Raw genomic sequence first — 24727 nt, forward strand, 5'->3', positions numbered from 1 at the left:
CCTACCCCTCTCCCACACGGGAGAGGGGATCCCGCGCTCAGTCCTCGAACGGATTTTCCCCGGACAGCCCCGCACCGCCCGGAGACTCGACATGACGACCTTCTCGCGCGCCCTGCCCCTCGCCCTCATGCTGATGGCCGCCCCCGCCTTCGCCCAGCAGCCCGCCGCCCCCGATCCGGCAGCAGGCTTCCTGACCCGGCCGGAGCCCGGCAGCGTCCGGGCCTCGAAGCTCGTCGGCGTGAAGGTGATCGGGATGGACCACGTCAAGGTCGGCGAGATCGAGGACGTGCTGCTGACCGAGGACGGGCGGGTGCGGGCGGTGGTGATCGGCGTCGGCGGCTTCCTCGGCATCGGCCAGAAGTCGGTGGCGGTGCCGTTCGACAAGCTGGCCTGGAACACCGGCGCCGCCGCGGCCGAGGCCCCGCCCTCCCACACCACGCCCGAGCGTGCCCCGGGCGCGGCCGCGGCGAACAGCGCCGGCCCCGAAACCATGCCGGGCGCCAAGGTCACCGACCAGGCGCTGGCCGCCGTGCCGATGAAGCGCAGCGGCACCGTCGACGAGGCCACCGGCTCGGTCGCGGCGCCCGAGCCCCAGGGCCGCGCCACGGTGCTGGCGACCGGCCCTGACGGCACGGTGCGGGAGGCCGAGGTGCGGCTGACCAAGGCGCAGCTCCAGGCCGCGCCGACCTTCACCTACGAGGCCGCCCGCTGACCGCGCCGGATCTCCGCTGGCGCCCGCTGCGGGCGTCGGACCTGGACGGCGCCTCGGCCATCGCCGCCCGCATCCACCCGGATTATCCGGAGGACGACGCGGTGATGGCCGAGCGCCTGCGCCTCTGCCCGGAGGGCTGCTACGCGCTGACGGCCGACGATGACCTGCTGGGTTACGCCGTCGGCCATCCGTGGCAGGCAAGGTCGGTGCCAGACCTCGACACGCTCGTGGGATCCCTGCCGGAGCCGGCGGGCGCCTGGTGCATCCACGACGTCGCCCTCCTGCCCGAGGCGCGGGGGCGCGGTGCGGCGGGTGTCCTCGTGGGGCTGATGCGGGAGGAGGCCCGGCGGCGCGGCCTGCCCGCCCTGGTGCTGGTCGCGGTCGGCGACGCCGCCGGCTTCTGGCGCCGCCACGGCTTCCGGCCGATCTCCGAGGCGCCGCCCCCCGGCTACGGCGCCGGCGCGACCCTGATGGTGCGGGACGCGACCGCCCCGGCTTGAGGCGCGACGCCCGACCCCGCCGCCTTCGGTCCTTGCTCCAGGTTGTTGAGTTTTCCGCACTTTCCCCGACAACCGGTCTCCCCATCGTCGGACGCGGCTCAGGCTCGCTGTGACATTCGGCCGTTCTCGCAACCGCGGCCCCTGGCCGGGGCCGGGCGCTGCGCCACCTAGCCTGGCATCGTTCCGAACTGGGCTGCGGTATGACGAGGACGGCGTGCAGAGCGTGATCCCCGCCTTGAAACACGGTGATCCGGCCCGTCGCGTGGCCGGGGCCTGACGCCGTGCGCCAGCTCTTCGCGCCGGGCGCCGACGCCCTCCTGCGCCTCGCCCTCCTCACCGGGGCGGCCTGCCTCGCGGCCCTGCCGGTGGTGGGGGCGGGGCTGGTGCGCTCCTCCTACGTCAACGGCGTCGGGGTGGCGCCGGCCCAGCCGGTGCCGTTCAGCCACAAGCACCATGCGGGCGAGCTGAAGATCGACTGCCGCTACTGCCACACCACGGTCGAGACGCAGGCCACCGCCGGCATCCCGCCGACCCAGACCTGCATGACCTGCCACGGGCAGATCTGGTCCGGCTCGGAGATGCTGGAGCCGGTGCGGGCGAGCTACGCCAAGGACCAGCCCCTGGTCTGGACCCGCCTGAACAAGCTGCCGGGCTACGTCTACTACAACCACTCGGTCCACGTGACCAACGGCATCGGCTGCTCGACCTGCCACGGCAGCGTCACCGACATGCAGCTCACCTACCGGGCCAACGCCTTCGAGATGAGCTTCTGCCTCGATTGCCACCGCAACCCCGAGAAATACGTGCGGCCGAAGGACCAGATCCTGAACATGGCCTGGAGCCCGCCGGCGAACCAGGCGACCCTCGGGCCGGAACTGGTGCGCCAGTACCATATCCGCGGCGGCGAGCGGCTGACCGAATGCGGGATCTGCCACCGATGAGCCATGACATCGGCGCGCTCCGCGCCCGCCTCGCCGCCGGCGACGGCCCGGCCTTCTGGCGCAGCCTCGACGCGGTGGCGGATTCGCCCGAGTTCCGGGCCTTCCTCGCCACCGAGTACCCGGCCGCCGCGCGGCTGGCGGCCGCGCCCGACCGGCGCGGCTTCCTCAAGCTGATGGCCGCCTCCTTCGCGATGAGCGGGCTCGCCGCCTGCGGCCAGCCGGACGGGCGTGCGCAGGAAATCCCCTACGTCCGCCAGCCCGAGCGGATCGTGCCGGGGGCGCCGCTGGCCTACGCCTCGGCGGCGCTGACCGACGGGTTCGCCAACGGCATCACGGTCACCACCCGCAACGGCCGCCCGCTCAAGATCGAGGGCAATGCCGAGCATCCCTGGAGCCGGGGCGGCACCGATGTGTTCGCCCAGGCCTCGGTCCTCGGGCTTTACGACCCGTTCCGGCTCCAGACGCCGCAGCATCTCGGCCGGCCGAGCTCCTGGCAGGCGTTCCGCGCCGCGATGACCGGGCGCTTCGCGGCCCTGAAGGCGACCGATGGTGGGCGCGGCCTCCACCTCGTCACAGGGCCGGTCACCTCGCCGTCTCTCGCCGCGCAGATCGCCGCGATGCGCCGGGATTTCCCGGGGATGCGCTGGCACGTCTCGGCCCCGACCGGGCGCGAGGCGCTCTACGAGGGCGCCCGCCTCGCCCATGGCCGCCCGCTCGAAACCCGCTGGCGCTTCGACCAGGCGCGGGTCGTGGTCTCCCTCGACGGCGACCTGCTCGATCCCGGGCCGGGCCAGGTCGGGCAGGCGCGGGACTGGATCGAGGCCCGTCGCAAGGCCGCCGCCGAGGGGCGCCTGCTCGCCCTCCATCATGCCGGCCCGAGCCCGAACCTGACCTCGGCCAAGGCCGATGCCCCCCTCGCGATCGGTTCGGATGGTCTCGATCGGCTGGTGCGCGACCTCCTCGCCGAAGCCGGGGGCGGCACGGCGGAGGAACGCGACGGCCCGGCCGCCGCGTGGCGCAAACAGGCCTTCGCGGCTTTGAACGCGGCCCGCGGCAGCGGCCTCGTGCTCGCCGGGGCGCAAGGAGGGCCGGAGCTGCTGGCGCAGGTCCACCGGCTCAACGCGGCTTTCGGCAATACCGGCCGCACGGTCTTCCACACCGCCCCGGTCCCGGTCCTCGACCCGGAGCCCCTGGGCGCACTCACCGAGGCGATGCGCCGGGGCGAGGTGCAGGTGCTGGTGATGCTCGACGTCAACCCGGTCTACGAGGCACCGGGCGACCTCGGGTTTCTCGAGGCCATGGCCCGGGTGCCGCTCAAGATCCATGCCGGGCTCTACCAGGACGAGACCGCCTTCCACTGCGACTGGAACCTGCCCCTCGCCCACCCGCTCGAGGCCTGGGGCGATGCCCGCTCGCTGGACGGCACGGTGACGCTGATCCAGCCGACGGTGCGCCCGCTCTATGACGGCCGCTCAGGTCCGGAGGTGCTGTCGATCCTGACCGACGCCGAGGTCAAGGACGGCGCCGCCCTCCTCGACGCCCATTGGCGGCGGCCGGACGAGTCTGATGCCGCCTGGACGACCCGGCGCGAGGCCTTCCTGCAGGCGGGATTCCTCGCCGATACCGCCTTCCCGCCCGAGACCGTCGGTGCGCCGCTCCCGGCCGCGATCGCCCCCGCCCGCCCCGCCCCGTCGCCGGCCGGCCCCGCCCGGCGTGTCGAGGTGCTGTTCCGGCCCGACGCGAGCGTGTGGGACGGCAGCCTTGCCAACCTCGCCTGGCTCCAGGAACTCCCCAAACCCCTGACCAAGGTGGTGTGGGGCAACGTGATCGCGGTGAGCCCAGGTCTGGCCGAGCGCGAGGAGCTGCGCCAGGGCGACGTCGTCACCCTGGAGGCCGAGGGGCGGCGGATCGAGGGACCGGTCTGGATCCAGCCGGGCCAGGCCGACGAGGCCGTCACGGTCTTTCTCGGCTATGGCCGCAGGATTCCGGAGCAGCTCGCCGACGGGCTCGGCTACGACGCCTATCCTCTGCGCCGCAGCGCCACGCCCTGGCGCCTCGCGGAGGCGACGCTCGCCACCACCGGCCGCAAGGCGCCGCCGGTGACGACGCAGAACCACGGCACGATGGAAGGGCACGACTTCGTGCGCGTGCAGGCGGTCGGCAGCACCGCGCCGGTCGCCTCCCGCGAGACGCCGCCCTCGCTCTACCCGCCGGCCCCGACCTCGCCCGGCGGGCGCTACGACACGGAGCGCGCCTGGGGCATGGTGATCGACCTCGATGCCTGCATCGGCTGCAACGCCTGCGTCACCGCCTGCCAGTCCGAGAACAACATCCCGGTCGTCGGCAAGGAGGAGGTCGCGCTCGGGCGCTGGCTGCACTGGCTCCGGATCGACCGCTACTACGAGGGCGGGCTCGACACTCCGAAGACCCACTTCATGCCGGTGCCCTGCATGCATTGCGAGCAGGCGCCCTGCGAGGTCGGCTGCCCGGTGGAGGCGACCGTCCACGACCGCGAGGGGCTGAACCTCATGGTCTACAACCGCTGCGTCGGTACGCGGGCCTGTTCGAGCTACTGCCCCTACAAGGTTCGGCGCTTCAACTACCTCGACTATTCCGGCGACATGGCGCCGGTGCAGCAGCAGCAGCGCAACCCGGAGGTGACGGTCCGGGCCCGCGGCGTGATGGAGAAATGTACCTACTGCGTCCAGCGCATCGCCGCGGCGCGGATCGATTCGACGAAGGGCGACCACGCGCCGATCCCCGACGGGGCGGTCGAGACCGCCTGCCAGGGCGCCTGCCCGACCCGGGCCATCACCTTCGGCGACCTGCGCGATTCCGGCAGCCAGGTCGCGGCGGCGGCGGCCGATCCGCGCAATTACGGCCTGCTCTCCGAGCTCAACACCCGGCCGCGCACCACCTACCTCGCCCGGCTGGTCGAGCAGGCCTCCGCAAAAGCAGGGGACGCCTTGTGAGCGGCACGACGATCCCCCGCGCCGGCCTGCTCGGCCGGGACGAGGACTTCGCCTCGATCGGTCGCGCGGTGACCGGGGCGCCGGCCCGCACCCGGTCGCGGGCGTGGTGGATCGCCTTCGCGGGGGCCTGCGGGCTCCTCGGACTCTTCGCGGCGGCGCTCGCCTGGCTGCTCATCAACGGCGTCGGCATCTGGCACAACAACAACCCGGTCGTCTGGGCGCTCGACATCGTCGCCTACGATTGGTGGATCGGCATCGCCTGCGGGGCGCTGCTCACCTCCGCCACCTTGCGCCTCACCGGCGCCCCCTGGCGCTCAGGGATCGACCGCATCGCCGAGACCACCGCGATCCTGGCCGCGGCGGCCGCCGCCCTCTACCCGATCATCCATCTCGGGCGGCCCTGGGTGTTCTACTGGACCCTGCCCTACCCCAACACCCTGGCGCTCTGGCCGCAATTCCGCTCGCCGCTGGTCTGGGACGCGATCGACATCATCAGCTTCCTCGGGGTCTGCCTGAGCCTGTGGTATGTCGGGCTCCTGCCCGACCTCGCCACCCTGCGTGATCGCGCCTTCGGGGCGGTCCTGGCGGAAGCCGACGCGCGCGGCCGCAGCCGGCGCCTGACGCTCCTGAAGGCGCAGGCCTACGGCGTCCTGGCGCTCGGCTGGCGCGGGGCCTCGACCCACTGGGAACGCTGGCTCATGGCCACCCGCACCCTCTCGGGCCTCGCCCTCATCCTCGTGGTCTCGCTCCAGACCGGGGCCTCGGTGATGCTCGCCGGCACCGTCCTGCCGGGCTGGCACGACACGCTCCTGCCGGTGACGTTCCTCGCCGCCTCGCTGCTCTCGGGCGTCGGCGTCACCGCGGCGCTCTGCGTGCTGGTGCGCCGGGCGCTCCACCTCGAGGCGCTGATCACCGAGCGGCACCTCGCCCTGATGGCCCGCCTGATGCTGGGCCTCGGGCTCGCCTCGGCCTATTGCTACGCCACCGAGATGTTTTCCAGCCTCCTGCACGGCGACGCCTACGACAGGGGCGTGCTGGTGCGCCGCCTCTCCGGCTCCCATGCCTGGGCGTTCTGGATCATCGTGGTCTTCGCCCTGCTGCCGGTGCAGCTGTTCTGGTTCCGGGCGTTCCGCCGCTCCGGCCTCGTCGTGGCGCTCGTCGGCGTGGCGGCGGCGATCGGCAGCTTCGGCGACCACTTCATGCTGCTGATCGTGACCCTGAGCCACGATTTCCTGCCCTCCTCGGCCCATCCCTACAGCATGGGCGCCTGGGGGCTTGCGACCCTCGCGGGCTCGATCGGCCTCTTCCTCGCCCTGCTGCTGCTGGGCTTGCGCACGCTGCCGATGGTCTCGATCACTGAGACGCGACGCTTCGCCGAGAGCCACCCCGACGGGCAGCCGAGCGGCGAGCGGGCACCGACCCTCGCCGAGACCGCGGAGGCGCCGCTCTGGGGCGTCAGCGCCGAGTTCGACGATGCCGGCACCCTCGCGGCCGCCGTGAAGGCCCTGAGAGCGCGTGATTTCGGCGCCCGGATCGAGACCTACGGCCCGGTGCCGATGCGCCGCGCCGCCGACGCGCTCGGCCGCCCGGCCGGCATCCTGCCGCTCCTCGCCCTCGGGGCGGCGCTCATGGGCGGCATCGCCTTCATGGCGATGTGCCTCTACGCGACCGGGTTCGACTACGTGTTCGACGTCGGCGGCCGGCCGCGCTTCTCCTGGCAGGCCTTCCTGGTGCCGAGCGTGTCCTTCGGCACGCTCTGCGGCGGGCTGACGGCCCTGCTGGCGCTGCTGTTCCAGAACCGCCTGCCGCGGCTCAACCACCCGGCCTTCGCGATTCCGGGCTTCTCCCGCGCCAGCGAGGATCGCTTCTTCCTCGCGCTCGAGGCGGCGGGCCCCCGCTTCGACCCGGCCCGGATCGAGCAGGCCCTGGCGCGGCTGCCGGACGGACGGCCCCTGATGGTCCGGAGGGTGCCGCTGTGACGCGCCGTCCTGTCATCGATCGCCTGAGGCCGATCATCGATCTCCCCCTTTCCCGGACGCCTGCAGCGAAGCGGAAGGAGATCCGGGATCCCGCGCAGGGACTCGCCGCGAAGCGGCTCTGCCTGTTGCACCGTTGCGGACACACGGACGCTTCGCGACGTCTCGTGCTGGATCCCGGCTCTCCTTCCGCTGACGCTCCAGTCGTCCGGGACAGGGCGGAGAGGGGACAAAAACCGGCCGCGGGGCACGGCATTGCAATCCGCACTTCGCCGGTCCGGCATGCGCCGCGTCGCCGGCCGACGCGGCTTTGCCTCGCCTTCCTCCTACCCCTCACCCTCGCAGCCTGCGACCAGGCCAACATGGTGAGCCAGCCCAAGTCCAAGACCTGGGACAGCAACCCGTTCTTCCCGCAGGGTCAGACGATGCGGCTGCCGCCCCCCGGCACGGTGGCGCGCAAGAGCCCCGACCGGCCGGTGCCGCAGCCGGCCGCGGCGAGCCCGGAGCTGCTGGCGCGGGGCCAGGAGCGCTACGACGTGTTCTGCACCCCCTGCCACGGCGGGGCCGGCCACGGCGACGGGCTGATCGTGCAGCGCGGCTACCCGCGCCCGCCCGCCTTCGACGACGCCCGGCTGCGCGCCGCACCCGCGCAACACTTCTACGACGTGATCAGCAACGGCAAAGGCAACATGCTGCCTTACGCCGCGCAGGTGCCGCCGGCCGACCGCTGGGCGATCGTCGCCTATCTCCGCGCGCTCCAGCTGAGCCAGGGCGCAACCCTGGCGAGCCTGCCGGCGGAGGATCAGGAGGCGGTCGCGGCCGCCGCGCGCCGCACGAAGGCGGGAGACACCCCGGGAGACACGCGATGAGCCGCCGCCCGATCTCGCTCGCCCTCGGCGTGGCGGCGCTCGCGGTCTGCGCGCTCGCCGGCGCGTCCGGCACCCCGGTGATGCCGTCCTACCTCGCCGCCTGGCTCGTGCTGGTGGCGCTGCCGGTCGGCGCCCTGCCGCTGCTGATGGGACTCGAACTCGCCGGCTTCGCCGCCGGCCCGATGGCGGCGTCCCTGCGCCGCCTGCTCGGCCTGCTGCCGATCGCCGGCCTGCTGCTGCTGCCGGTGCTCTTGAGCCTCGGCGGGCTCTATCCCTGGGACCGCGGCGCTCCCCCGCGCACGGCCTTCGCGGCCGTATGGTTCACCCCCGTCTTCTTCATCCTGCGCAGCCTCGCCTATCTGGCGATCTGGCTCTGGCTCGCCGACATCTTCCGGCGCCCGGCCGCCGAGCCCGGCAGCCCGGCGGCGGCGCGGCGGCGGAGCCGGGCCGTCCTCGGGCTGATCCTCACCACCGTCACGGCGACGCTGGCGGCGGAGGACTGGGTGCAATCGGCCGATCCCGGCCTCGCCTCGACGGCCTTCGGCCTCCTGGTGATGACGATCCAGGCCGGCCTGGCCCTCTCGGCGGCGGCCCTCATCGCGGCGCGCGACTCCTCCGGCCGGCCGGGGCGCGACCAGCGCACCGCCGCCGCCTTCGCCGACCCGATCCTGGTGCTGCTCGCGATCTGGGGCTTCGTCCACGCCGCGCAGTACCTCACCGTGTGGTCGGCCAACCTTCCCGAGGAGGCGCGCTGGTACCTCGCCCGCGACGGGGCGCTCGGCCGCCTCGGCCTCTGGGCGGCGGTCGGCGTGACGGTGCTGGCGGTCCTGGTGCTCGTGCCCCGCCGCACCGCCGGCCGGCCGGCGCTGCTGGCCGGCATCGCCCTCCTGATCCTGCTGCTGCACGGGGCCGAGATCTTCTGGCTCGTCACGCCGGGCTTCCGCGGCGCCTTCCGCTTCACCTGGGCCGACGCGCTCGCGCTGATCGGGGTGGTGGGGGTCGCCGGCGGCCTCTACGGCCCGGTCGACCGCCGCCTGCGGGGACACGCGTCGTGAGCGATCCGATCACCCGGCCCGGCCCCTTCGCCCTCCTCTCGGCCGTCGCGGCGGCGGGGCTCCTGCGGCTCTCCGGCGTCAAGCCGGCCGCGCCGCCCGAGCCCGATCACGGCCCGCACAACCCGGAAGGGTTCGAGGAGGAGGACGTCGACGTCCGCCGCACCGCCTTCGTGGTGGCGGGGCTGGCGGCCTCCGTCGCCACCGCGATCGCGACGGTGGGACTGATGATGCACCTGTTCGGCGCCTGGCACGTCGCCGATACGCCGCGCCTCACCCCGCAGCAGACCGCGAAGGTGCAGCCGCCGCCGCCCAACCTCCAGGGGGCTCCCTACGAGGACCTCGCCCGCCAGGAGGCGCGGGACACGATGCAGACGACCACCTACGCCCCGCTCCCCGACGGGCGCGCCCGCATCCCGGTCGCCCGCGCGATGCAGCTGATCGCCGGCCAATCCCTCGATCCCTCTGCCCTCGATCCCTCTGCGCGGAATTCCTTGGCGCCCCTCCCGCCCGAGGGCGGAGCCCCCGTTCGATGAACCCGGCCGACCTCGCGCTCCAGCTCTGGCCGGCGGCGGCCTCCGCCACCGCGGTCGAGACCGACTGGCTGATCCTCGCCTTCACGGTCCTGACGCTGCTGCTCACGGTGCCGGTCTTCGTCGCCATCACGTGGTTCGCGATCCGCTACCGCCAGGGCGAGGAGGCCGACCGCAGCCACGGCAACACCCGCAGCGTGCTCATCGAGATCAGCTGGATGCTGATCCCGTTCCTGCTCACCCTGATCTTCTTCGTCTGGGGCGCCCGGCTGTTCTTCATCTCGAAGCAGGCGCCGGGCGACGCCATGGTGGTCGAGGCGATCGGCCGGCAATGGATGTGGAAGTTCCAGCATCCCACCGGCCAGTCCGAGATCAACGACCTGCATCTGCCGATCGGCCAGCCGATCAAGATCCGGATGATCAGCCAGGACGTGATCCACAACCTCTACCTTCCGGCTCTGCGGATGCAGATGGCGACCCTGCCGGACCGCTACACCGAGCTGTGGTTCAAGGCCGACCGCACCGGCAGCTACCGGCTGTACTGCTCGGAATATTGCGGCACCGACCACTCGAAGATGGACGGCAACCTGACCCTGATGACCCAGGCCGACTACGCCGCCTGGCTCCAGAATGCCGGCGCCAACCAGGGCGGCCAGGCCGGGGCCGGCCGCGTCGTCTACGAATCCTACGGCTGCGGCAATTGCCACGATCCCGGCGCCAAGGTGCGGGCGCCCTCGCTGGCTGGCCTCTACGGCCGCGCGGTCAAGCTCGCCGACGGCCGCACCGTGACGGCCGACGAGACCTATCTCCGCGACAAGATCCTGAACCCGAACCGGCAGAAGCTGGCGGCGGACTACAAGCAGGTGATGCCGGCCTTCCGCAACGTGATCCCGCACGACGACCTCGACCGTCTCCTCGCCTACCTGAAGAGTTCGGGGGCGACGGCGCAGCAGGAAGCGACCCCAGGAGGTCCGGTTCAATGACCAGCGGCACCATCACCGAAGGGCCGGCCCTGCGCGACCCCCACACCCCGGATTCCCGCCTCGGCCACGGAGCCGACTACCTGCATGCCGAGCACACCCTGCGCTCGTGGTTCTTCACCACCGACCACAAGCGCATCGCGCTCCTGTATCTCGCCAGCATCACCGCCTTCTTCGTCATCGGCGCGGTGACGGCCGGGCTGGTGCGCCTGGCGCTGGTCGTGCCGGACGGGCAGGTCTTCACCAACGACACCTACAACAAGCTGTTCACGATCCACGGGGTCGTGATGGTGTGGTTCTTCCTGATCCCGAGTATCCCCGCCACCTTCGGCAACTTCCTGATCCCGCTGATGATCGGCGCGCGGGACCTCGCCTTCCCGAAGCTGAACCTCGCCTCCTGGTACGTGTTCATGACCGGCGCGCTGTTCACGCTGGCGAGCGTGGTGCTGGGCGGCGTCGATACCGGCTGGACCTTCTACACCCCGCTCTCCACCGCCTTCTCGAACACCTGGGTGGTGCCGGCCTTGATCGGCGTCACCATCGTGGGCTTCTCGTCGATCCTGACCGGCCTCAACTTCGTGGTGACGATCCACACCATGCGGGCGCCGGGCATGACCTGGTTCCGGCTGCCGATCTTCGTCTGGACCCACTACGCCACCAGCCTGATCTTCCTGCTGGCCACCCCGGTCATCACCGTGGCGCTGATCCTGCTCATCGCCGAGCGCGCCTTCCATATCGGGGTGTTCGATCCGGCCTATGGCGGCGATCCGGTGCTGTTCCAGCACCTGTTCTGGTTCTATTCGCACCCGGCGGTCTACATCATGGTGCTGCCGGGCATGGGAGTGATCTCCGAGATCGTCCCGGCCTTCGCGCAGAAGAAGCTCTTCGGCTACAAGTTCGTCGCCTACGCGGCGATCGGGCTCGCCTCGGTGACCTTCTTCGTCTGGGGCCACCACATGTTCGTCAACGGGCAGAGCGACTTCGCCAGCGTGGCGTTCTCGGTGCTCAGCTTCGCGGTGGCGGTGCCCTCGGCGGTCAAGGTCTACAACTGGACCGCGACGATCCACAAGGGCTCGCTCAAGCTCGACACGCCGATGCTCTACGCCATGGGCTATATCGGGCTGTTCGTCCTCGGCGGCCTCACCGGGCTCTACCTCGCGACGCTCGCCATCAACCAGCACGTCCACGCCACCTACTTCGTCGTGGCGCATTTCCACTACATCATGGTCGGCGGCACGGTGCTGGCCTTCCTCGGCGGCCTGCACTTCTGGTGGCCGAAGATCACCGGACGGATGTACATCGAGGCCTGGGGCCGGATCTCCGCCTTCCTGATCTTCATCGGCTTCAACGTCACCTTCTTCCCGCAATTCATCCTCGGATATCTCGGGATGCCGCGGCGCTATCACGTCTATCCGCCGGAATTCCAGTTCCTCAACATCCTGTCCTCGGCGGGCTCGACGATCCTGGCGATCGGCTACATCTTCCCGATGATCTACCTCGTCTACTCGATCTGGTTCGGGAAGCGGGCGCCGGCGAACCCCTGGGACGCCCGCGGCCTCGAATGGACGGTGGCCTCGCCGCCGCCGGCGCACAACTTTCTCACCGAGCCGCAAGCGCCGAAGGTGCCGTACGATTATCCGATCCAGGCCCGCGAGACCGGGAGGCAGCACTCGTGAGCGCGGGGGCAGCCGAGACACAGGTGGGCGTCAAGCTCGTCTCGCACTTCGCCACGGTCGAGCAGCAGAAGCGCGCCGCCGTGCTCGGGATGTGGGCCTGGTTGCTGACCGAGCTGCTGCTCTTCGCCGGCCTGTTCCTCACGGCCCTGATCCTGCGCCTGCTCCACCCGGAGGCGATCCAGGCGGCGGCGCGCCACCTCAAATTCTGGATCGGCGCGGTCAACACCGTGGTGCTGATCGGCTCCAGCCTGACCATGTCGGGGGCGATCCAGCTCTCGCGCCTCGGCTGGCAGCGCGGCATGGTGCGGTTCATGCTCGCCACCGCCGCGCTCGGCACGCTCTTTCTCGTGCTCAAGGGCTACGAGTACTACGCCGACTACCACGAGCACATGATGCCGTTCCTGTCCGACCGGCCCTACGAGCTGAAGGATTCTCCTCCCTCGCGGCTGTTCGTGAACCTCTACTACGTCGCGACCTCGCTGCACGGCCTGCACCTTCTCACCGGCATCACCATCCTCCTGGTGATGACCTGGCAGGCGAGCCGGCCGGGGTTCTTGAAGCTGCACCAGAACCGGATCGAGATCTTCGGGCTCTACTGGCACTTCATCGACCTGATCTGGATCCTCGCCTTCCCGACCCTCTACGTGCTCAACCGGTAGGAGCGCCCCCGTGTTCGGTACCAGCGACGAGCGCCGCATCCTCTGGCAGCACATGCGCGAGCCGGTCCTGACGGCCTGCGCGCTCCTGGCGATGCTCGGGATCAACGTGGCCTTGGGCGCCACCCTCCCCTTCCCGCATGTCTGGATCGTCGAACTGCTCGTCGCCGCCGTGATGGTGGCGACGATCCTGCTCGTCTCGATGGAGGTCCGCCACGAGCCGCCGCTGGTCAAGCTGTTTGCCGGCATCGGCTTCTTCTGGGTCGGGATCCTGTTCGCCATGACGCTGGTGGATTACCTGTCGCGGGCGTAGCGTTATGTCGGGATCGAGACTCCGACTGCGGACGACGGGTGTGGTGCTGTCGGCTTGATCGACGCTCCGTTCTTCAAGCCCCGGCGCTTGAAGGAACCGAATAAATATGACATATAATGTCATATGGCGAAGGCCGTTCTGCTCTTCTCCGAGAAGCGAGTCTACCAAGATGGGGCGATCCTACAGGCCAAGCTCTGGAGGTTGCCCGATGCGAAACGGGTCCCAGGGTCGACTCATACCCTGAAGTACTCCCTTTATTACGGCCGGCCGGGACACAGAATCGTCTCTTACGACAACGAAGCAGGAAAGGGCGACCACGTTCACCGCGGCAATATCGAAACGCCCTACCAATTCGTCTCGGTCGAGCAGCTGATGATGGACTTTCTCTCGGAAGTCCGCGCCCTCCGCGGAGGAACGATATGACGGACAATCTGAAGATCGAGATCGGCGGTTCGGCCGAAGATATGGGACGCCGTTTCATCGACGCTTGGCACAGGGCCGAGCGGGGCGAGATCGCCCCGGCGACCCACGGCCTCACCTTCGAGAATTGGGACGCCTTCGTGGCGACGCTCTCACCTGCCCGGATCGCGCTGCTCCGGCAGCTCGCCGCGGACGGACCGGCCCCTTCCATCAACGCCTTGGCCGCGGCGCTCGGCCGTCCTTACCGCCGCGTCCACGATGACGTGACGGCGCTGCATGCCGCCGGTCTGGTGGAGCGGACGGGCAGAACCGTCTCGCTGGCCGTCTCGACGGTCTCGGCCCATCTCGACCTGAATGCCGCCTGAGCCCGTCCCGTAGTGCTGCGGCACCGCTTGCCGATGCAGGCCGAGCGCAGCCGTTCACTCCCCGCTCACCGCCCGGGCCCTATAATCCTCGCCATGTGCGAATTGCTCGGCATGAGCGCCAACGTCCCGACCGACATCCGCTTCAGCTTCGCCGGCCTCGCGCGCCGCGGGGGCGAGACCGGGCCGCATCAGGACGGCTGGGGCATCTCGTTCTACGAAGGCCGCGGCTGCCGCAGCTTCCACGATCCGGAGCCGAGCGCGCGCTCCGAGATCGCCCGGCTGCTGCGGCAATACCCGATCAAGAGCCGGATCGTGATCGCCCATGTCCGCCGGGCCAATCGCGGCCGGGTGACGCTGGAGAACACACATCCGTTCAGCCGTGAATTGTGGGGTCGCACCTTCACCTTCGCGCATAACGGCCAGCTCAAGGGAGTGAAGCGGCTGAAGCTCGGCCGCTTCAAGCCCGTCGGCACCACCGACAGCGAGCACGCCTTCTGCTGGATGCTGGGCCGGCTCGAGGAGCGCTGGGGCACGCTGCCCAAACCCACCCGCCTCGACGGGGCGGTGCGGGAGCTCTGCGCCGAGTTGCACGGGCTCGGGGTGTTCAACATGCTGCTCTCCGACAGCCGCACCCTCTACGCCCATTGCGGCAAGCGGCTCTGCACCCTGACCCGGCGGGCGCCGTTCGGCACAGCGACGCTGATCGACGAGGATTGGCGGGTGGATTTCGCGCAGGAAACCACGCCCGACGACATCGTGACCGTGGTGGCGACCCGCCCGCTCACCCGCGACGAGAACTGGACCGACCTCGCGCCGGGCGAGGTGCTGGCCTTCCGCCTCGGCGTGCCGGACGGGGACGAGACCGGGGCCGGCGCGGGCGGTTGACGCACCCCGTGACGCCGGGGCCCTATCGGTTCCGGTCCGTTTCGCTAAGCTCGCCCTTTCCGGTCGCGGCCCCCGGGCCCATCTTCCTGTAGGCAGGCAGACGCGAGAGCCATGACGCGAGACATCGTTCCGAATCCGTCGGCCCAGACCTCGTCGGCGCAGAACCCCTCTGCGGAAGACCGCCCCGGCCTGTCGGCCAGCATCCGGTCGCATCTCGGCACCCAGCTCCGGGCCACCTACGAGGCCCTGGGCGACGAGGATCCGGACAACCGGTTCGCCGAGCTGGTCGCCCGCCTGGAGGCGGCGCTGAAGGCGCAGGGCGAGGTCGTCCTGCCCGAATTCCGCGACGGGCTCCTGCAGGCGGTGCCGTCCTTGCGCGCCTTCGCGCTGTCGCTCACCAGCAACCCGGCCCGGGCCGACGACCTGGTGCAGGACACGCTGCTCAAGGGCTGGCAGCACCGGGCCCGGTTCCAGGCCGGCACCAACCTGAACGCCTGGCTGTTCACCATCCTGCGCAACATCTTCTACTCCGATCACCGCAAGCGGGTGCGCGAGGTCGAGGACCAGGACGGCTCCTACGCCGCGCGGCTCGCCACCGCGCCGCACCAGGGCGACCGGCTCGACGTCGAGGATTTGCAGAGCGCCCTCGCCAAGCTGCCGCCCGACCAGCGCGAGGCCCTGGTGCTCGTGGGTGCCGAGGGCGTCTCCTACGAGGAGGCGGCGGCGATCATGGGCTGCAAGGTCGGCACGGTGAAGAGCCGCGTCAGCCGCGCCCGCGGCCGCCTGGCGGAGCTTCTCGGCTACGACGAGGAAGATCTCGGCACCGACCGGCTGATCCAGTCGGCGATGCCGAAGGACGCGTGATCCACGATCGGTACTCCTGCGGGGTTCAAGGCGAATTTTTCGGCCGGATCGATTGAACCGTTTCGCCCACGGCGACGTTACCACCCCCGAAGAGCTGCCCCGCTCGGCGGGGTGGACTGGACGAAACGGAGATCGACCCGATGAAGACCAAGACCTTCCTGGCCGCCGCTGCTCTCGCCCTCTCCCTGCCGATGGCTGCTCATGCGCAGGGCCTGATCGGTGGCGCCCAGCGCGGCGCCGAGGACGGCGCGGATGCCGCCGGCCCGGTCGGCGCGATCGTCGGCGGTGCGGTGGGTGCGGCGACGGGTGCCGTCGGCGGCCTGCTCGGCGTCGACGACCGTCCCCGCTTCCGCTCCTACGCCGTGCGCCAGCACCGCTCCTACGACTGGGACGGCGACGTCCGCGTCGGAACCGTGCTGCCCTCCTCGGGCGTGAGCTACTACGAGGTCCCGTCCGATTACGGCATCCGCGGTCGCCGCTACACCGTGGTCAACGACCGCGTCGTGCTGGTCGATCCGGGCACCCGCCGCATCGTGCAGGTCATCGACTAACACTTTCACCGATCAAGGTTTGCGAGCGCGCCGCCTTCGGGCGGCGCAGCCCTCATCCTCGGACAAGCCCCGGCCTCGCGCCGGGGCTTTTTCGTTGCCGGAGCAGACCGCTCCTCGCTGGATGCCCCTCGATTCCTGCAACAAAACCGGCACCATCGTCGTTCTACTTAGGTGATGGCGCGAATGGTCTTGCCAGAGCGCTACGAAACCTCAGCGATACGGACTCCGATGCCCTCCGACCCGTACGAGAACCACGACGCCGCGCTACCGCCGCCGGTGCGCGAGCACCTCGGCCAGCAGCTCCGCTCGGCCTACAACGCCGAGGCCGCGAAGCCGGACTACCTCGGCGATCCGAGCCTGCCGCCGGAATTCACGCCGCAGCTGCGCCGCCTCGAAGGCCGCTTGAAGGCCCACGACACCGGCCGCGAGGCAGTGGAAGGCGCGCTCAAGGATATCCTGGGCGACCTGCCGGGGAAGCGGTGAGCGTGCCCGTGAGGTGGCTCGACCGATCCCACACCCTCAGCGTCATCCCGGGGCCGCGCAGCGGAACCCGGGATCCATAAACGCTGACGGCTCAGGATAAAGCGGAACGCGATCCTCCTGGTCCGGGATCGTCGGCGGGTATGGATCCCGGGTTCTCGCCTTGCCCGAGCCCCGGGATGACATCCGGGATGACATGGAGTGCAGCGATTCGAGGCTGTTCTTCGACGCGTTACCGCCGCGCCGCCAGCAGATCCCGGATCTCCGTCAGGATCTTCACGTCGGCCGGATCCTCCTTCGCCACCTCCTCGCGCCGGACCAGCCGGTTCATGCCCCGGATCACTAGGAACAGCACGAAGGCGACGATCACGAAGTTGAGCGCGACCGTGATGAACTGGCCGTAGCCGATCACCGCGCCCTGCTTCTTGGCCTCGGCATAAGCGAGGCCGGTCTGCACCTTCGAGGAGAGCGGCAGGTAGTAGTTCGAGAAATCAAGCCCGCCGGTGATCGCACCCACCGTCGGCATGATGACGTCCTGCACCAGCGAGGTGACGATGGCCCCGAAGGCCGCGCCGATCACCACGCCGATCGCGAGGTCGACGACGTTGCCGCGCAGGGCGAACTTCTTGAATTCCTCGAGCATGTCGGGTCTCCTCGCGGGTGCTGGTCGGCGCGCCCGCTCACACAGCGAAGCTGGGGCGCGATCGCCCGAGGGGGAGTCGTCCGATGGCGGATTGGGATGCGGGCCAGTACCTGAAATTCGCCGACGAGCGCACGCGGCCGGCCGCCGACCTGCTGGCCCGGGTGCCGCTCTCCGCCCCCGCCCGGGCGGTCGATCTCGGTTGCGGGCCCGGCAACAGCACCGCGCTCCTGGCCGTACGCTTCCCGACGGCCAGGATCACCGGCCTCGATTCCTCGCCCGCAATGCTGGAGGAGGCGCGGCGCACGCTCCCGGACCTCACCTTCGTCGAGGCCGACCTCGCCACCTGGGAGCCGGAGACCGCACCCGACCTGATCTTCGCCAACGCCGTGCTGCAATGGCTGCCGGACCACGCGCGCCTGCTGCCGCGGCTCGCCGGCTTCCTGGCGCCGGGCGGCTGCCTCGCCGTGCAGATGCCGGACAACCTCGACGAGCCGTCGCACCGGCTGATGCGCGAGGTGGCGCAGGAGCCGGCGTTCCGGGATGGTCTGGCCGGCGCGGCCGGCGCCCGCACCGCGCTCGGCTCGTTCCAGGATTACGATGCGTGGCTGGCGCGGGCGGGCTGCACGGTCGATCTGTGGCGCACGGCCTACGTCCATCCGCTGCAAGGGCACCGCGGCATCGTCGAGTGGGTGCGCTCCACGGGCCTGCGGCCGTTCCTGGCGCCCCTGAGCCCGGAGCAGCGGGACGAGTACCTCGCCCGCTACGAGGCGGCGTTGCGCCGGGCCTATCCGGCGCAAGAGGACGGGCGGGTGCTGCTGCCCTTCCCGAGGCTGTTCATCGTGGCGCGGCGGGCCTGATCCGGCGCGCCGATCGCCTGGGTCAGGATCTCCTCGACCGAAATGGAATCCTCTGCATCATCCCGAGGCCGCGCAGCGGAACCCGGGATCCATAACCGCCGAGGTTTTAGGACGATACGGACCGCGATCCGCCTGATCCGGCAGCCTCGGCGGTTATGGATCCCGGGTTCTCGCCTTGCGGCGAGCCCCGGGATGATACGGAGAGATGTCGGCGCATGTGCCGGAGTGATATGGGAGTGAGCGATCGACAGGCTGTCAGCCCGCCGACGCCTCGTCGCTCGGGACCGAGGGACCTTGCGCCGCCTCCGCCTTGAGCTTGCGCCGATACTGGTTGGCGCCGATCGGGATCGCCACGAGATAGCCAAGGCTGAGCAGCGCCAGGATCTCGAACGGGAAGCTGATCAGGAGCCCGAATGCCGCCACCGTCACGACGAAGATCGGCAGCACGTATTCCCGCGGCACGCGCTTGCCGACGGTCTTGCCCGAGAAGGTCGGCACCGTGGAGATGACGAGGAGCGCGATCACCAGCATGTAGATCAGCGCCACCGGCGCGAGGCCGGGCGCCATCTCGAAGCCGAGGAAGTGCAGGTAGAGCGGCAGCATCACCGTCAGCGCGCCGGCCGGGGCCGGCATGCCGACGAAGTAATCCTTCTTCCATTCCGGCCGGTTGGGATCGTCCAGCATCACGTTGAAGCGGGCAAGCCGCAAGGCCATCGCGATGGCGAAGATCAGGGCGACGATCCAGCCGAGCGACTTCAGGTTGTGCAGCACGAAGCTGTAGAGGATCAGCGCCGGGGCGCAGCCGAAATTGACGAAGTCGGCGAGCGAATCGAGCTCGGCGCCGAAGCGGGACGTGCCCTTGAGCAGGCGCGCCACCCGCCCGTCGACGCCGTCGAGCACCGCGGCGGCGACGATTGCGATCACCGCCGGCTCGAACTTGCCCTCGAAGGCGAGGCGCACGGCGGTGAGCCCGAGGCAGACCGCCATCAGGGTGATCATGTTGGGGATGATCAGCCGCACCGGCACCGCCTTGAACCGGCGCGATCTGGGCTCGACGGACTTCGGTTCGTCCGGCTCCGGCGCGAAGGGCGGGAAGAGGTCGTCCATGGCGGGTCCCTCCCCTGTCAGGTGCGGCGGAACTGCCGCACCGGGCCGGTCCCGCGCAGGTCGGCGAGCACGGTCTCGCCGGCCACCGCCTTCTGGCCGAGGCCGACCAGCACCCGGGTGCCCGCCGGCAGGTAGACGTCGACCCGCGAGCCGAAGCGGATCAGGCCGAAGCGGTCGCCGACGGTGAGGTCGTCGCCGGGCTTGACCCAGTCGATGATGCGGCGCGCGACGAGGCCGGCGATCTGCACGACGCCGATCCGCACCGGCTCGCCGTTCTGGCGCGTCTCGATGACGAGGCCGTTGCGCTCGTTATCCTCGCTCGCCTTGTCGAGCTCGGCGTTGAGGAAGAGGCCCGGGGTGTAGTGGACCTGGTCGATGCGGCCGGTGACCGGCACCCGGTTCACGTGGCAGTCGAACACGTTCATGAACACCGAGATCCGCAGCATCGGCACCGACGGCAGGTCGAGCTCGGAGGGCGGCAGCACGGTGCTGATCAGGTTCACCCGCCCGTCCGCCGGCGAGATCACCAGGCCGTCGCCGACCGGCACGATCCGCTCGGGATCGCGGAAGAAGTAGCAGACCCACAGCGTCAGGATGAAGAAGATCCAGCCGAGGAACTGCACGAAGGTGCCGGCGAGCACCGTCAGCACGATGCCGATCGCGATGAAGGGATAGCCCTCCTTGTGGATCGGCACCAGCACGCGGCGGATCGTCTCGAACAGGTCGGTCATGAGTCCTCGGATGCGTCCTCGGGCCGTCTCGCCGGTCGCGAGCGCGCCGGTCTCTGCGCCCGCGGATGGCAGGCGCATGGCTTCACGTCAATTGTCAGATCGGCGCGGGGCGCGCCCCGCGCGCCGGATCGGCGCGAATCGCCTCACGACAAAGCGGCGGGCTCGGGCGCCTTCGCCACCGGACCCGGGATCTCCCCCGGCTCCAGATGCGTGCGCAGGCTCGTGCCTTCCTCCGCCTCCGCGCGCTTCAGCGCCTCGCGGGCGGCGTCGGCCTCGCGCTGGCGGTTCCACATCGCCGCGTAGACGCCACCCTCGGCCAACAGCGCCAGATGGGTGCCGCGCTCGGCGATGCGGCCCTGGTCGAGGACGATGATCTCGTCGGCGCCGACCACGGTCGAGAGGCGGTGGGCGATGACGAGGGTGGTGCGGCCCCGGCTGACCCGGTCGAGGGCGTCCTGGATCTCGCGCTCGGTGAAGGAATCGAGCGCCGAGGTCGCCTCGTCGAGAACGAGGATCGGCGGCCCCTTCAGGATGGTGCGGGCGATGGCGACGCGCTGCTTCTCGCCGCCCGACAGCTTCAGGCCGCGCTCGCCGACCGGGGTGTCGTAGCCCTCCGGCAGGGCGGCGATGAAGCGGTCGATCTGGGCGAGGGTCGCGGCCTCGCGCACCTCCTCCTCGGAGGCCTCCCAGCGGCCGTAGCGGACGTTGTAGCCGATCGTGTCGTTGAACAGCACCGTGTCCTGCGGCACCATGCCGATCGCGGCGCGCAAAGAGTCCTGCTGGACGGCCGCGATGTCCTGCCCGTCGACCGTGATGCGGCCCGATTGCGGCTCGTAGAACCGGAACAGCAGGCGCGACAGGGTGGATTTCCCGGCCCCCGACGGCCCGACGATCGCGACCGTGCGGCCCGCCGGCACCGTGAAGCTGATGCCGCGCAGGATCGGCCGCTCCGGCACGTAGGCGAAGTGCACGTCCTCGAACCGCACCACCGCGTCGGAGACCGCGAGCGGGGCCGCGCCCGGCCGGTCGGCGATCTCCGGGTTGCGGTGCAGGATCTTGAACATGTCGTCGATGTCGATCAGGGCCTGCTTGATCTCGCGGTAGATCATGCCCATGAAGTTGAGCGGCATCGAGAGCTGCACCAGCATGGTGTTGACCAGCACGAAGCCGCCGATCGTCGCCCGCCCGGCCATGATGTCGCGCGCCGCCAGCCACATCACCACGCTCATGCCGATCGTGAAGATCACCGCCTGGCCGGCGTTGAGCACCGCGAGCGAGACGTAGGTCTGGGTCGAGGCCTTCTCGTAGCGGGCCATCGACTGATCGTAGCGCTCGGTTTCGCGCCGTTCGGCGCCGAAGTACTTCACCGTCTCGTAGTTGAGCAGGGAATCGACCGCCTTGGTGTTGGCGTCGGTGTCGGAATCGTTCATCCGCCGGCGGATGGCGATGCGCCACTCGGTGGCCTTGTAGGTGTAGCCGAGATAGGCCGCCACCATCACCAGCACGACGAGCGAATAGGAGAGGCTGAACTCGTAGGCGAGCGTCCCGAGCACGAGCAGGAACTCGACGATGGTCGGCACCAGCGTCAGCACCATCAGGCGCGAGAGTTCCTCGATGCCGTTGCGCCCGCGCTCCAGCACCCGGGTCAGGCCGCCGGTCTTGCGCTCGAGGTGGAAGCGCAGGGACAATTGGTGCATGTGCCGGAAGGTCTGGAGCGCCAGGCGCCGCACCGCGTGCATCGCCACCTTGGCGAACAGCCCGTCGCGGACCTGGGTCAGCAGCGCCATGGCGATCCGGGTCGCGCCGTAGAGCGCGATCATCAGGGCCGGCGCGGCCCAGATCCCGGTCGGGACCGATTCCTCCTTGCCGCCGACCACCGCCACGAGCGCGTCGGTGGCCCACTTGAAGGTGAACGGCATCGCCAGGGTGACCACCTTGGCGACGAGCAGGAGGCCGAAGGCGATGAAGACGCGGCGCTGCAGGTCGGGCCGGCCATGGGGCCAGAGATAGGGCCACAGACGTCGGTAGGTGGCGACGAGGCCGGGCCGTTCGGGCTCGGCCGAGGGGTTCGGATCAGTGGACAAGGGCCGGTTCCGGACGGATTTTCGCGCCGCATATAGGCCATGACCGAACGACGGGACAGCGCGCCCGACGCGGCCCGGACCTGCGGCGGACTTGTCGGTACGGCGGCAAGGCCCGGAAACAAGGCCCTGGAAACCCGCGCGACACGTCGGTGAAACCCGCCTAGAACGGCGGCATTCCGGCCGCGCCGGCCTCGCCCGTCCCCTCCCCCATCGTCACGCCCGGATCGTCCATGCTGCTCCCGTCCTCCCGCGATGTTCGGCGCCCGCGCACCGGGCCGGCCCTGCTGCCCGTGCACGCGCCCCCGTCCTGGGGCGGGGATGCGACGGTGGCCGTGCTCGAACGCTGCCTCGCGCGCTGGCGCCGCTACGAGGCCGAGACCGTCGACCCGGCGGTCTCGGCCCACGACGACATGCTGGTCGACACGCCGGAGGGCCGGGCGCATTACCGTCATGTCGGCCTCTCGGCCCTGCGCCTGATCACCGAGGCGATGCTCCTGACCGGGCGCACCGATCCGCGGCGCATCCTCGACCTGCCCTGCGGCGGCGGGCGGGTGACGCGCCACCTGGTGACATTCTTCCCCGAGGCCGAGATTTCGGTCGCCGACCTCGACGCCCGCAAGGTGGCGGACGTGGTGGCGCAGTTCGGCGTGACCGAGATCGCGAGCAGCAAGGATTTTTCCGCCCCCCTGCCCGGCGCCTACGACCTGATCTTCGTCGGCTCGCTGGTCACGCATTTCGACGCGCCGCTCTTCGCCCGGGCGGTGAACGTGATGATCGACGCGCTCGCGCCCGGCGGCGTGCTGGTGCTGACCTCGGCCGGGCGCAACTGGGCCGCGCTCGCGGGGGTGCAGGACCGCGACGCGGGGCTGGTGCCGCTGCGCTGGTGGCGGGCGGCGCTGGCGCTGGTCGGCGGGAAGAAGGCCTCGCACCGCCTGCGGGTGCTGGAGAGCGACTACGCCCGGCACGGCTTCGGCTACACCGAAGTGCGGAGCTGGACGAAGCTCTACGGCCAGAGCTACGGCGGCAGCTTCGCGGCGCCGTCCTGGCTGATGCGGGTGGTCGAGGAGCGGAACGACGCCCTGGTGATCGGCCTCAAGGAGCGCGGCTTCGACAACCTGCTCGACGCGACGCTGATCCAGCGGGCGGGCTGAGGCAGCCGGGCGCCCGACCGCCGGTCACCCGCGGCTCTCCGGCTCCCGCGCCTGCGGCCCCTCGCCCGGCAGCACGAAGACCTGGCCGGGATAGATCCGGTTCGGGTCGCGGATCTGGCGCTGGTTGGCGTCGAAGATCACCGTGTAGCGCAGGCCCTTGCCGTAGGCCCGGCGGCTGATGCTCCACAGGTTGTCGCCGCGGATGACCTTCGCGGTGCTGATGCCGGGCACGAACACCGTGCCGGATTCGGCGGGATTCTGCGCCGCCTCCGCGCCCGGCGCCCCGGCGGGAGCCAGGGCCGTGGCCGTCGCGCCCGCGGGCGGAACGGCGGCGGAGGGCGCCGCCGCGACTACGGGGCCGCTCGCCGGCGCGCCGCGCACCAGGGGCTGGCGCGCCGGCACCTCGGCCGCGCCGGTGACGGCCGGCCCGAGCGTCGGCGGCACCGCGAAGGCGGTCTCGGCGCGGGTCTTGACCGAGCCGGTGGCGGGATCGACCTGATCGATCCGCACCCGGTAGTCGCCGGGCTTGACCCCGCGCCCGATCGTGAAGGCGACGCGGCCGTCCGGTCCCGCCTGGCCGGGCGCCACCAGCGTGTCGTTGAGGTAGAGTCGCAGATCCGCCCTGGGCGCTCCCTGCGCGGTGACGTAGAGCCGCCCGCCGGGCTCGGCATCGACGCCGACGACCTTGACCGGCTGGGGGCCGGCCTGAGGCTTGGTTTCGGCCTTGGCCTCGGTCCTGGTGTCGGCTTTGGCGGTTTCGACCTTGGCGGGCTCCGGCAGCGAGAGCACCGCGGTCGGCTGGCCGGGCACCGTCACGGCGACGAGGGGCTTGGTGCGGCGGTCCTGCGCCACCACCACCACGGCGCTGGCCCGGCTTGAGGCCGTGGCGCCGTCCGCCGCGGTGCTGCGCAGGGTGATCTCGTGGCTGCCCGGCGGCAGGGACGGCGGCACCAGGGCGAAGTTGCCGGCCTCGTCGGCCCGGGTGCGGGCGAAGGGCTGGCCGTCGCGCAAAACCTCGACCTCGGCCCCGGGCCGGCTGCGCCCGGCGAGCACGCTCGCCCCGTCGGGCTCGACCCGGATGACGTCGAAGGACGGCGCATCGCCCGTCGCGGCGGGCAGGGCGGGCTTCGCCGGCAGTGCGGCGAGGGGCGCCGCGGCCGGCGCCGGCGCGGTCGCGACCGGATGCGGCCCCGTCTCCTCCGGCGTGTCGAGCGAGAACAGCCGCGTGCCGCTCGCCGCGACGCCGATGAGCACGAACCCGGCGACGAGGCCGACGGCCGCGAGGACGATTCCCCTGCGCAACTCGCTCGTCCGCAACTCCGTCGTCATGGCGCACCACTCCCGCTCACGGGTCCTCCCGGCCGATGGCCTCGCGGCGCGCGACCTTTCGCCTCCGGTCGACACGCCCA

At 70.9% G+C, this 24727-nt stretch carries 25 protein-coding genes; 20 read left to right on the forward strand and 5 right to left on the reverse strand.

Features of this window, described 5'->3' with window-relative positions:
* Window positions 1–91: 91 nt before the first annotated feature.
* The 18 genes from BM430_RS17485 to BM430_RS17570 all read left to right on the forward strand — a co-directional run bounded on the left by BM430_RS17485 (window position 92) and on the right by BM430_RS17570 (window position 16748).
* Window positions 92–712 carry a PRC-barrel domain-containing protein gene (locus tag BM430_RS17485; protein ID WP_093568523.1) on the forward strand — a complete coding sequence of 207 codons (621 nt, stop codon included), beginning with the start codon at window positions 92–94 and terminating at the stop codon, window positions 710–712.
* 71 nt (window positions 713–783) lie between these two features.
* On the forward strand, window positions 784–1212 hold the full coding sequence (locus BM430_RS17490; RefSeq protein WP_280142282.1) for a GNAT family N-acetyltransferase: 429 nt from the start codon (window positions 784–786) through the stop codon (window positions 1210–1212).
* Window positions 1213–1493: 281 nt separating this feature from the next.
* Window positions 1494–2153 (forward strand): cytochrome c3 family protein, encoded by a 660-nt coding sequence (locus BM430_RS17495; RefSeq protein ID WP_093568525.1) that lies wholly within the window; start codon window positions 1494–1496, stop codon window positions 2151–2153.
* Complete coding sequence (locus BM430_RS17500) at window positions 2150–5125, forward strand: TAT-variant-translocated molybdopterin oxidoreductase (protein ID WP_093568526.1); 2976 nt, start codon at window positions 2150–2152, stop codon at window positions 5123–5125. The genes BM430_RS17495 and BM430_RS17500 overlap by 4 nt, the downstream gene beginning before the upstream one ends.
* Window positions 5122–7104 carry a quinol:electron acceptor oxidoreductase subunit ActD gene (locus tag BM430_RS17505; RefSeq protein ID WP_093568527.1) on the forward strand — a complete coding sequence of 661 codons (1983 nt, stop codon included), beginning with the start codon at window positions 5122–5124 and terminating at the stop codon, window positions 7102–7104. The genes BM430_RS17500 and BM430_RS17505 overlap by 4 nt, the downstream gene beginning before the upstream one ends.
* A 359-nt stretch (window positions 7105–7463) precedes the next feature.
* The gene (locus BM430_RS17510; protein WP_093568528.1) at window positions 7464–7970 is read left to right on the forward strand and encodes a c-type cytochrome; all 507 of its coding nucleotides are present in this window, start codon (window positions 7464–7466) and stop codon (window positions 7968–7970) included.
* Complete coding sequence (locus BM430_RS17515) at window positions 7967–9025, forward strand: hypothetical protein (protein WP_093568529.1); 1059 nt, start codon at window positions 7967–7969, stop codon at window positions 9023–9025. Before BM430_RS17510 ends, BM430_RS17515 begins: the two co-directional genes overlap by 4 nt.
* A complete protein-coding gene (locus BM430_RS17520; RefSeq protein ID WP_244539529.1) occupies window positions 9022–9558 on the forward strand; it encodes a hypothetical protein in 537 nt (178 codons plus the stop codon). The genes BM430_RS17515 and BM430_RS17520 overlap by 4 nt, the downstream gene beginning before the upstream one ends.
* The gene (coxB, locus tag BM430_RS17525; RefSeq protein WP_093568530.1) at window positions 9555–10538 is read left to right on the forward strand and encodes a cytochrome c oxidase subunit II; all 984 of its coding nucleotides are present in this window, start codon (window positions 9555–9557) and stop codon (window positions 10536–10538) included. The genes BM430_RS17520 and coxB overlap by 4 nt, the downstream gene beginning before the upstream one ends.
* The gene (locus tag BM430_RS17530) at window positions 10535–12211 is read left to right on the forward strand and encodes a cytochrome c oxidase subunit I (RefSeq protein ID WP_093568531.1); all 1677 of its coding nucleotides are present in this window, start codon (window positions 10535–10537) and stop codon (window positions 12209–12211) included. Before coxB ends, BM430_RS17530 begins: the two co-directional genes overlap by 4 nt.
* Window positions 12208–12870 carry a cytochrome c oxidase subunit 3 gene (locus BM430_RS17535; protein WP_093568532.1) on the forward strand — a complete coding sequence of 221 codons (663 nt, stop codon included), beginning with the start codon at window positions 12208–12210 and terminating at the stop codon, window positions 12868–12870. The genes BM430_RS17530 and BM430_RS17535 overlap by 4 nt, the downstream gene beginning before the upstream one ends.
* A 10-nt stretch (window positions 12871–12880) precedes the next feature.
* On the forward strand, window positions 12881–13180 hold the full coding sequence (locus tag BM430_RS17540; protein WP_244539530.1) for an oxidase: 300 nt from the start codon (window positions 12881–12883) through the stop codon (window positions 13178–13180).
* A 123-nt stretch (window positions 13181–13303) separates the two neighbouring features.
* Window positions 13304–13603, forward strand: coding sequence for a toxin-antitoxin system TumE family protein (locus BM430_RS35060; RefSeq protein ID WP_093568533.1), 300 nt, complete (start codon window positions 13304–13306; stop codon window positions 13601–13603).
* A complete protein-coding gene (locus tag BM430_RS17550; RefSeq protein ID WP_093568534.1) occupies window positions 13600–13965 on the forward strand; it encodes an HVO_A0114 family putative DNA-binding protein in 366 nt (121 codons plus the stop codon). Before BM430_RS35060 ends, BM430_RS17550 begins: the two co-directional genes overlap by 4 nt.
* A gap of 93 nt (window positions 13966–14058) precedes the next feature.
* Window positions 14059–14850, forward strand: coding sequence for a class II glutamine amidotransferase (locus BM430_RS17555; RefSeq protein ID WP_093568535.1), 792 nt, complete (start codon window positions 14059–14061; stop codon window positions 14848–14850).
* 111 nt (window positions 14851–14961) lie between these two features.
* On the forward strand, window positions 14962–15714 hold the full coding sequence (locus tag BM430_RS17560) for a sigma-70 family RNA polymerase sigma factor (protein ID WP_093568536.1): 753 nt from the start codon (window positions 14962–14964) through the stop codon (window positions 15712–15714).
* 140 nt (window positions 15715–15854) lie between these two features.
* A complete protein-coding gene (locus BM430_RS17565; RefSeq protein WP_093568537.1) occupies window positions 15855–16265 on the forward strand; it encodes a DUF1236 domain-containing protein in 411 nt (136 codons plus the stop codon).
* Between the two features lie 228 nt (window positions 16266–16493).
* The gene (locus BM430_RS17570; RefSeq protein WP_093568538.1) at window positions 16494–16748 is read left to right on the forward strand and encodes a hypothetical protein; all 255 of its coding nucleotides are present in this window, start codon (window positions 16494–16496) and stop codon (window positions 16746–16748) included.
* A 229-nt stretch (window positions 16749–16977) separates the two neighbouring features.
* On the opposite strand, the gene mscL is transcribed toward BM430_RS17570, so the two are convergent.
* Window positions 16978–17388 (reverse strand): large conductance mechanosensitive channel protein MscL, encoded by a 411-nt coding sequence (gene mscL, locus BM430_RS17575; RefSeq protein WP_093568539.1) that lies wholly within the window; start codon window positions 17386–17388, stop codon window positions 16978–16980.
* Between the two features lie 83 nt (window positions 17389–17471).
* On the opposite strand from mscL, the gene tam reads away from it, so the two are divergent.
* Window positions 17472–18245 carry a trans-aconitate 2-methyltransferase gene (tam, locus tag BM430_RS17580; RefSeq protein WP_093568540.1) on the forward strand — a complete coding sequence of 258 codons (774 nt, stop codon included), beginning with the start codon at window positions 17472–17474 and terminating at the stop codon, window positions 18243–18245.
* A gap of 255 nt (window positions 18246–18500) precedes the next feature.
* On the opposite strand, the gene pssA is transcribed toward tam, so the two are convergent.
* From pssA to BM430_RS17595, 3 genes are all read right to left on the reverse strand, one after another.
* Window positions 18501–19352 (reverse strand): CDP-diacylglycerol--serine O-phosphatidyltransferase, encoded by an 852-nt coding sequence (pssA, locus tag BM430_RS17585; protein ID WP_093568541.1) that lies wholly within the window; start codon window positions 19350–19352, stop codon window positions 18501–18503.
* Between the two features lie 17 nt (window positions 19353–19369).
* Entirely contained in the window at window positions 19370–20083 is a 714-nt protein-coding gene (locus BM430_RS17590) for a phosphatidylserine decarboxylase (protein ID WP_093568542.1), read from the reverse strand.
* 143 nt (window positions 20084–20226) lie between these two features.
* Complete coding sequence (locus BM430_RS17595; protein WP_093568543.1) at window positions 20227–22167, reverse strand: ABCB family ABC transporter ATP-binding protein/permease; 1941 nt, start codon at window positions 22165–22167, stop codon at window positions 20227–20229.
* Between the two features lie 230 nt (window positions 22168–22397).
* Here BM430_RS17595 and BM430_RS17600 point away from each other — a divergent pair, with 230 nt between their 5' ends.
* Window positions 22398–23318, forward strand: a complete 921-nt coding sequence (locus tag BM430_RS17600) for a class I SAM-dependent methyltransferase (protein ID WP_093568544.1) — start codon at window positions 22398–22400, stop codon at window positions 23316–23318.
* 24 nt (window positions 23319–23342) lie between these two features.
* Here BM430_RS17600 and BM430_RS17605 read toward each other — a convergent pair whose 3' ends face one another.
* On the reverse strand, window positions 23343–24647 hold the full coding sequence (locus BM430_RS17605; protein ID WP_093568545.1) for a LysM peptidoglycan-binding domain-containing protein: 1305 nt from the start codon (window positions 24645–24647) through the stop codon (window positions 23343–23345).
* Window positions 24648–24727 lie beyond the last annotated feature (80 nt).

It is taken from the genome of Methylobacterium sp. 174MFSha1.1, from assembly GCF_900116815.1.
GTDB lineage: Bacteria > Pseudomonadota > Alphaproteobacteria > Rhizobiales > Beijerinckiaceae > Methylobacterium.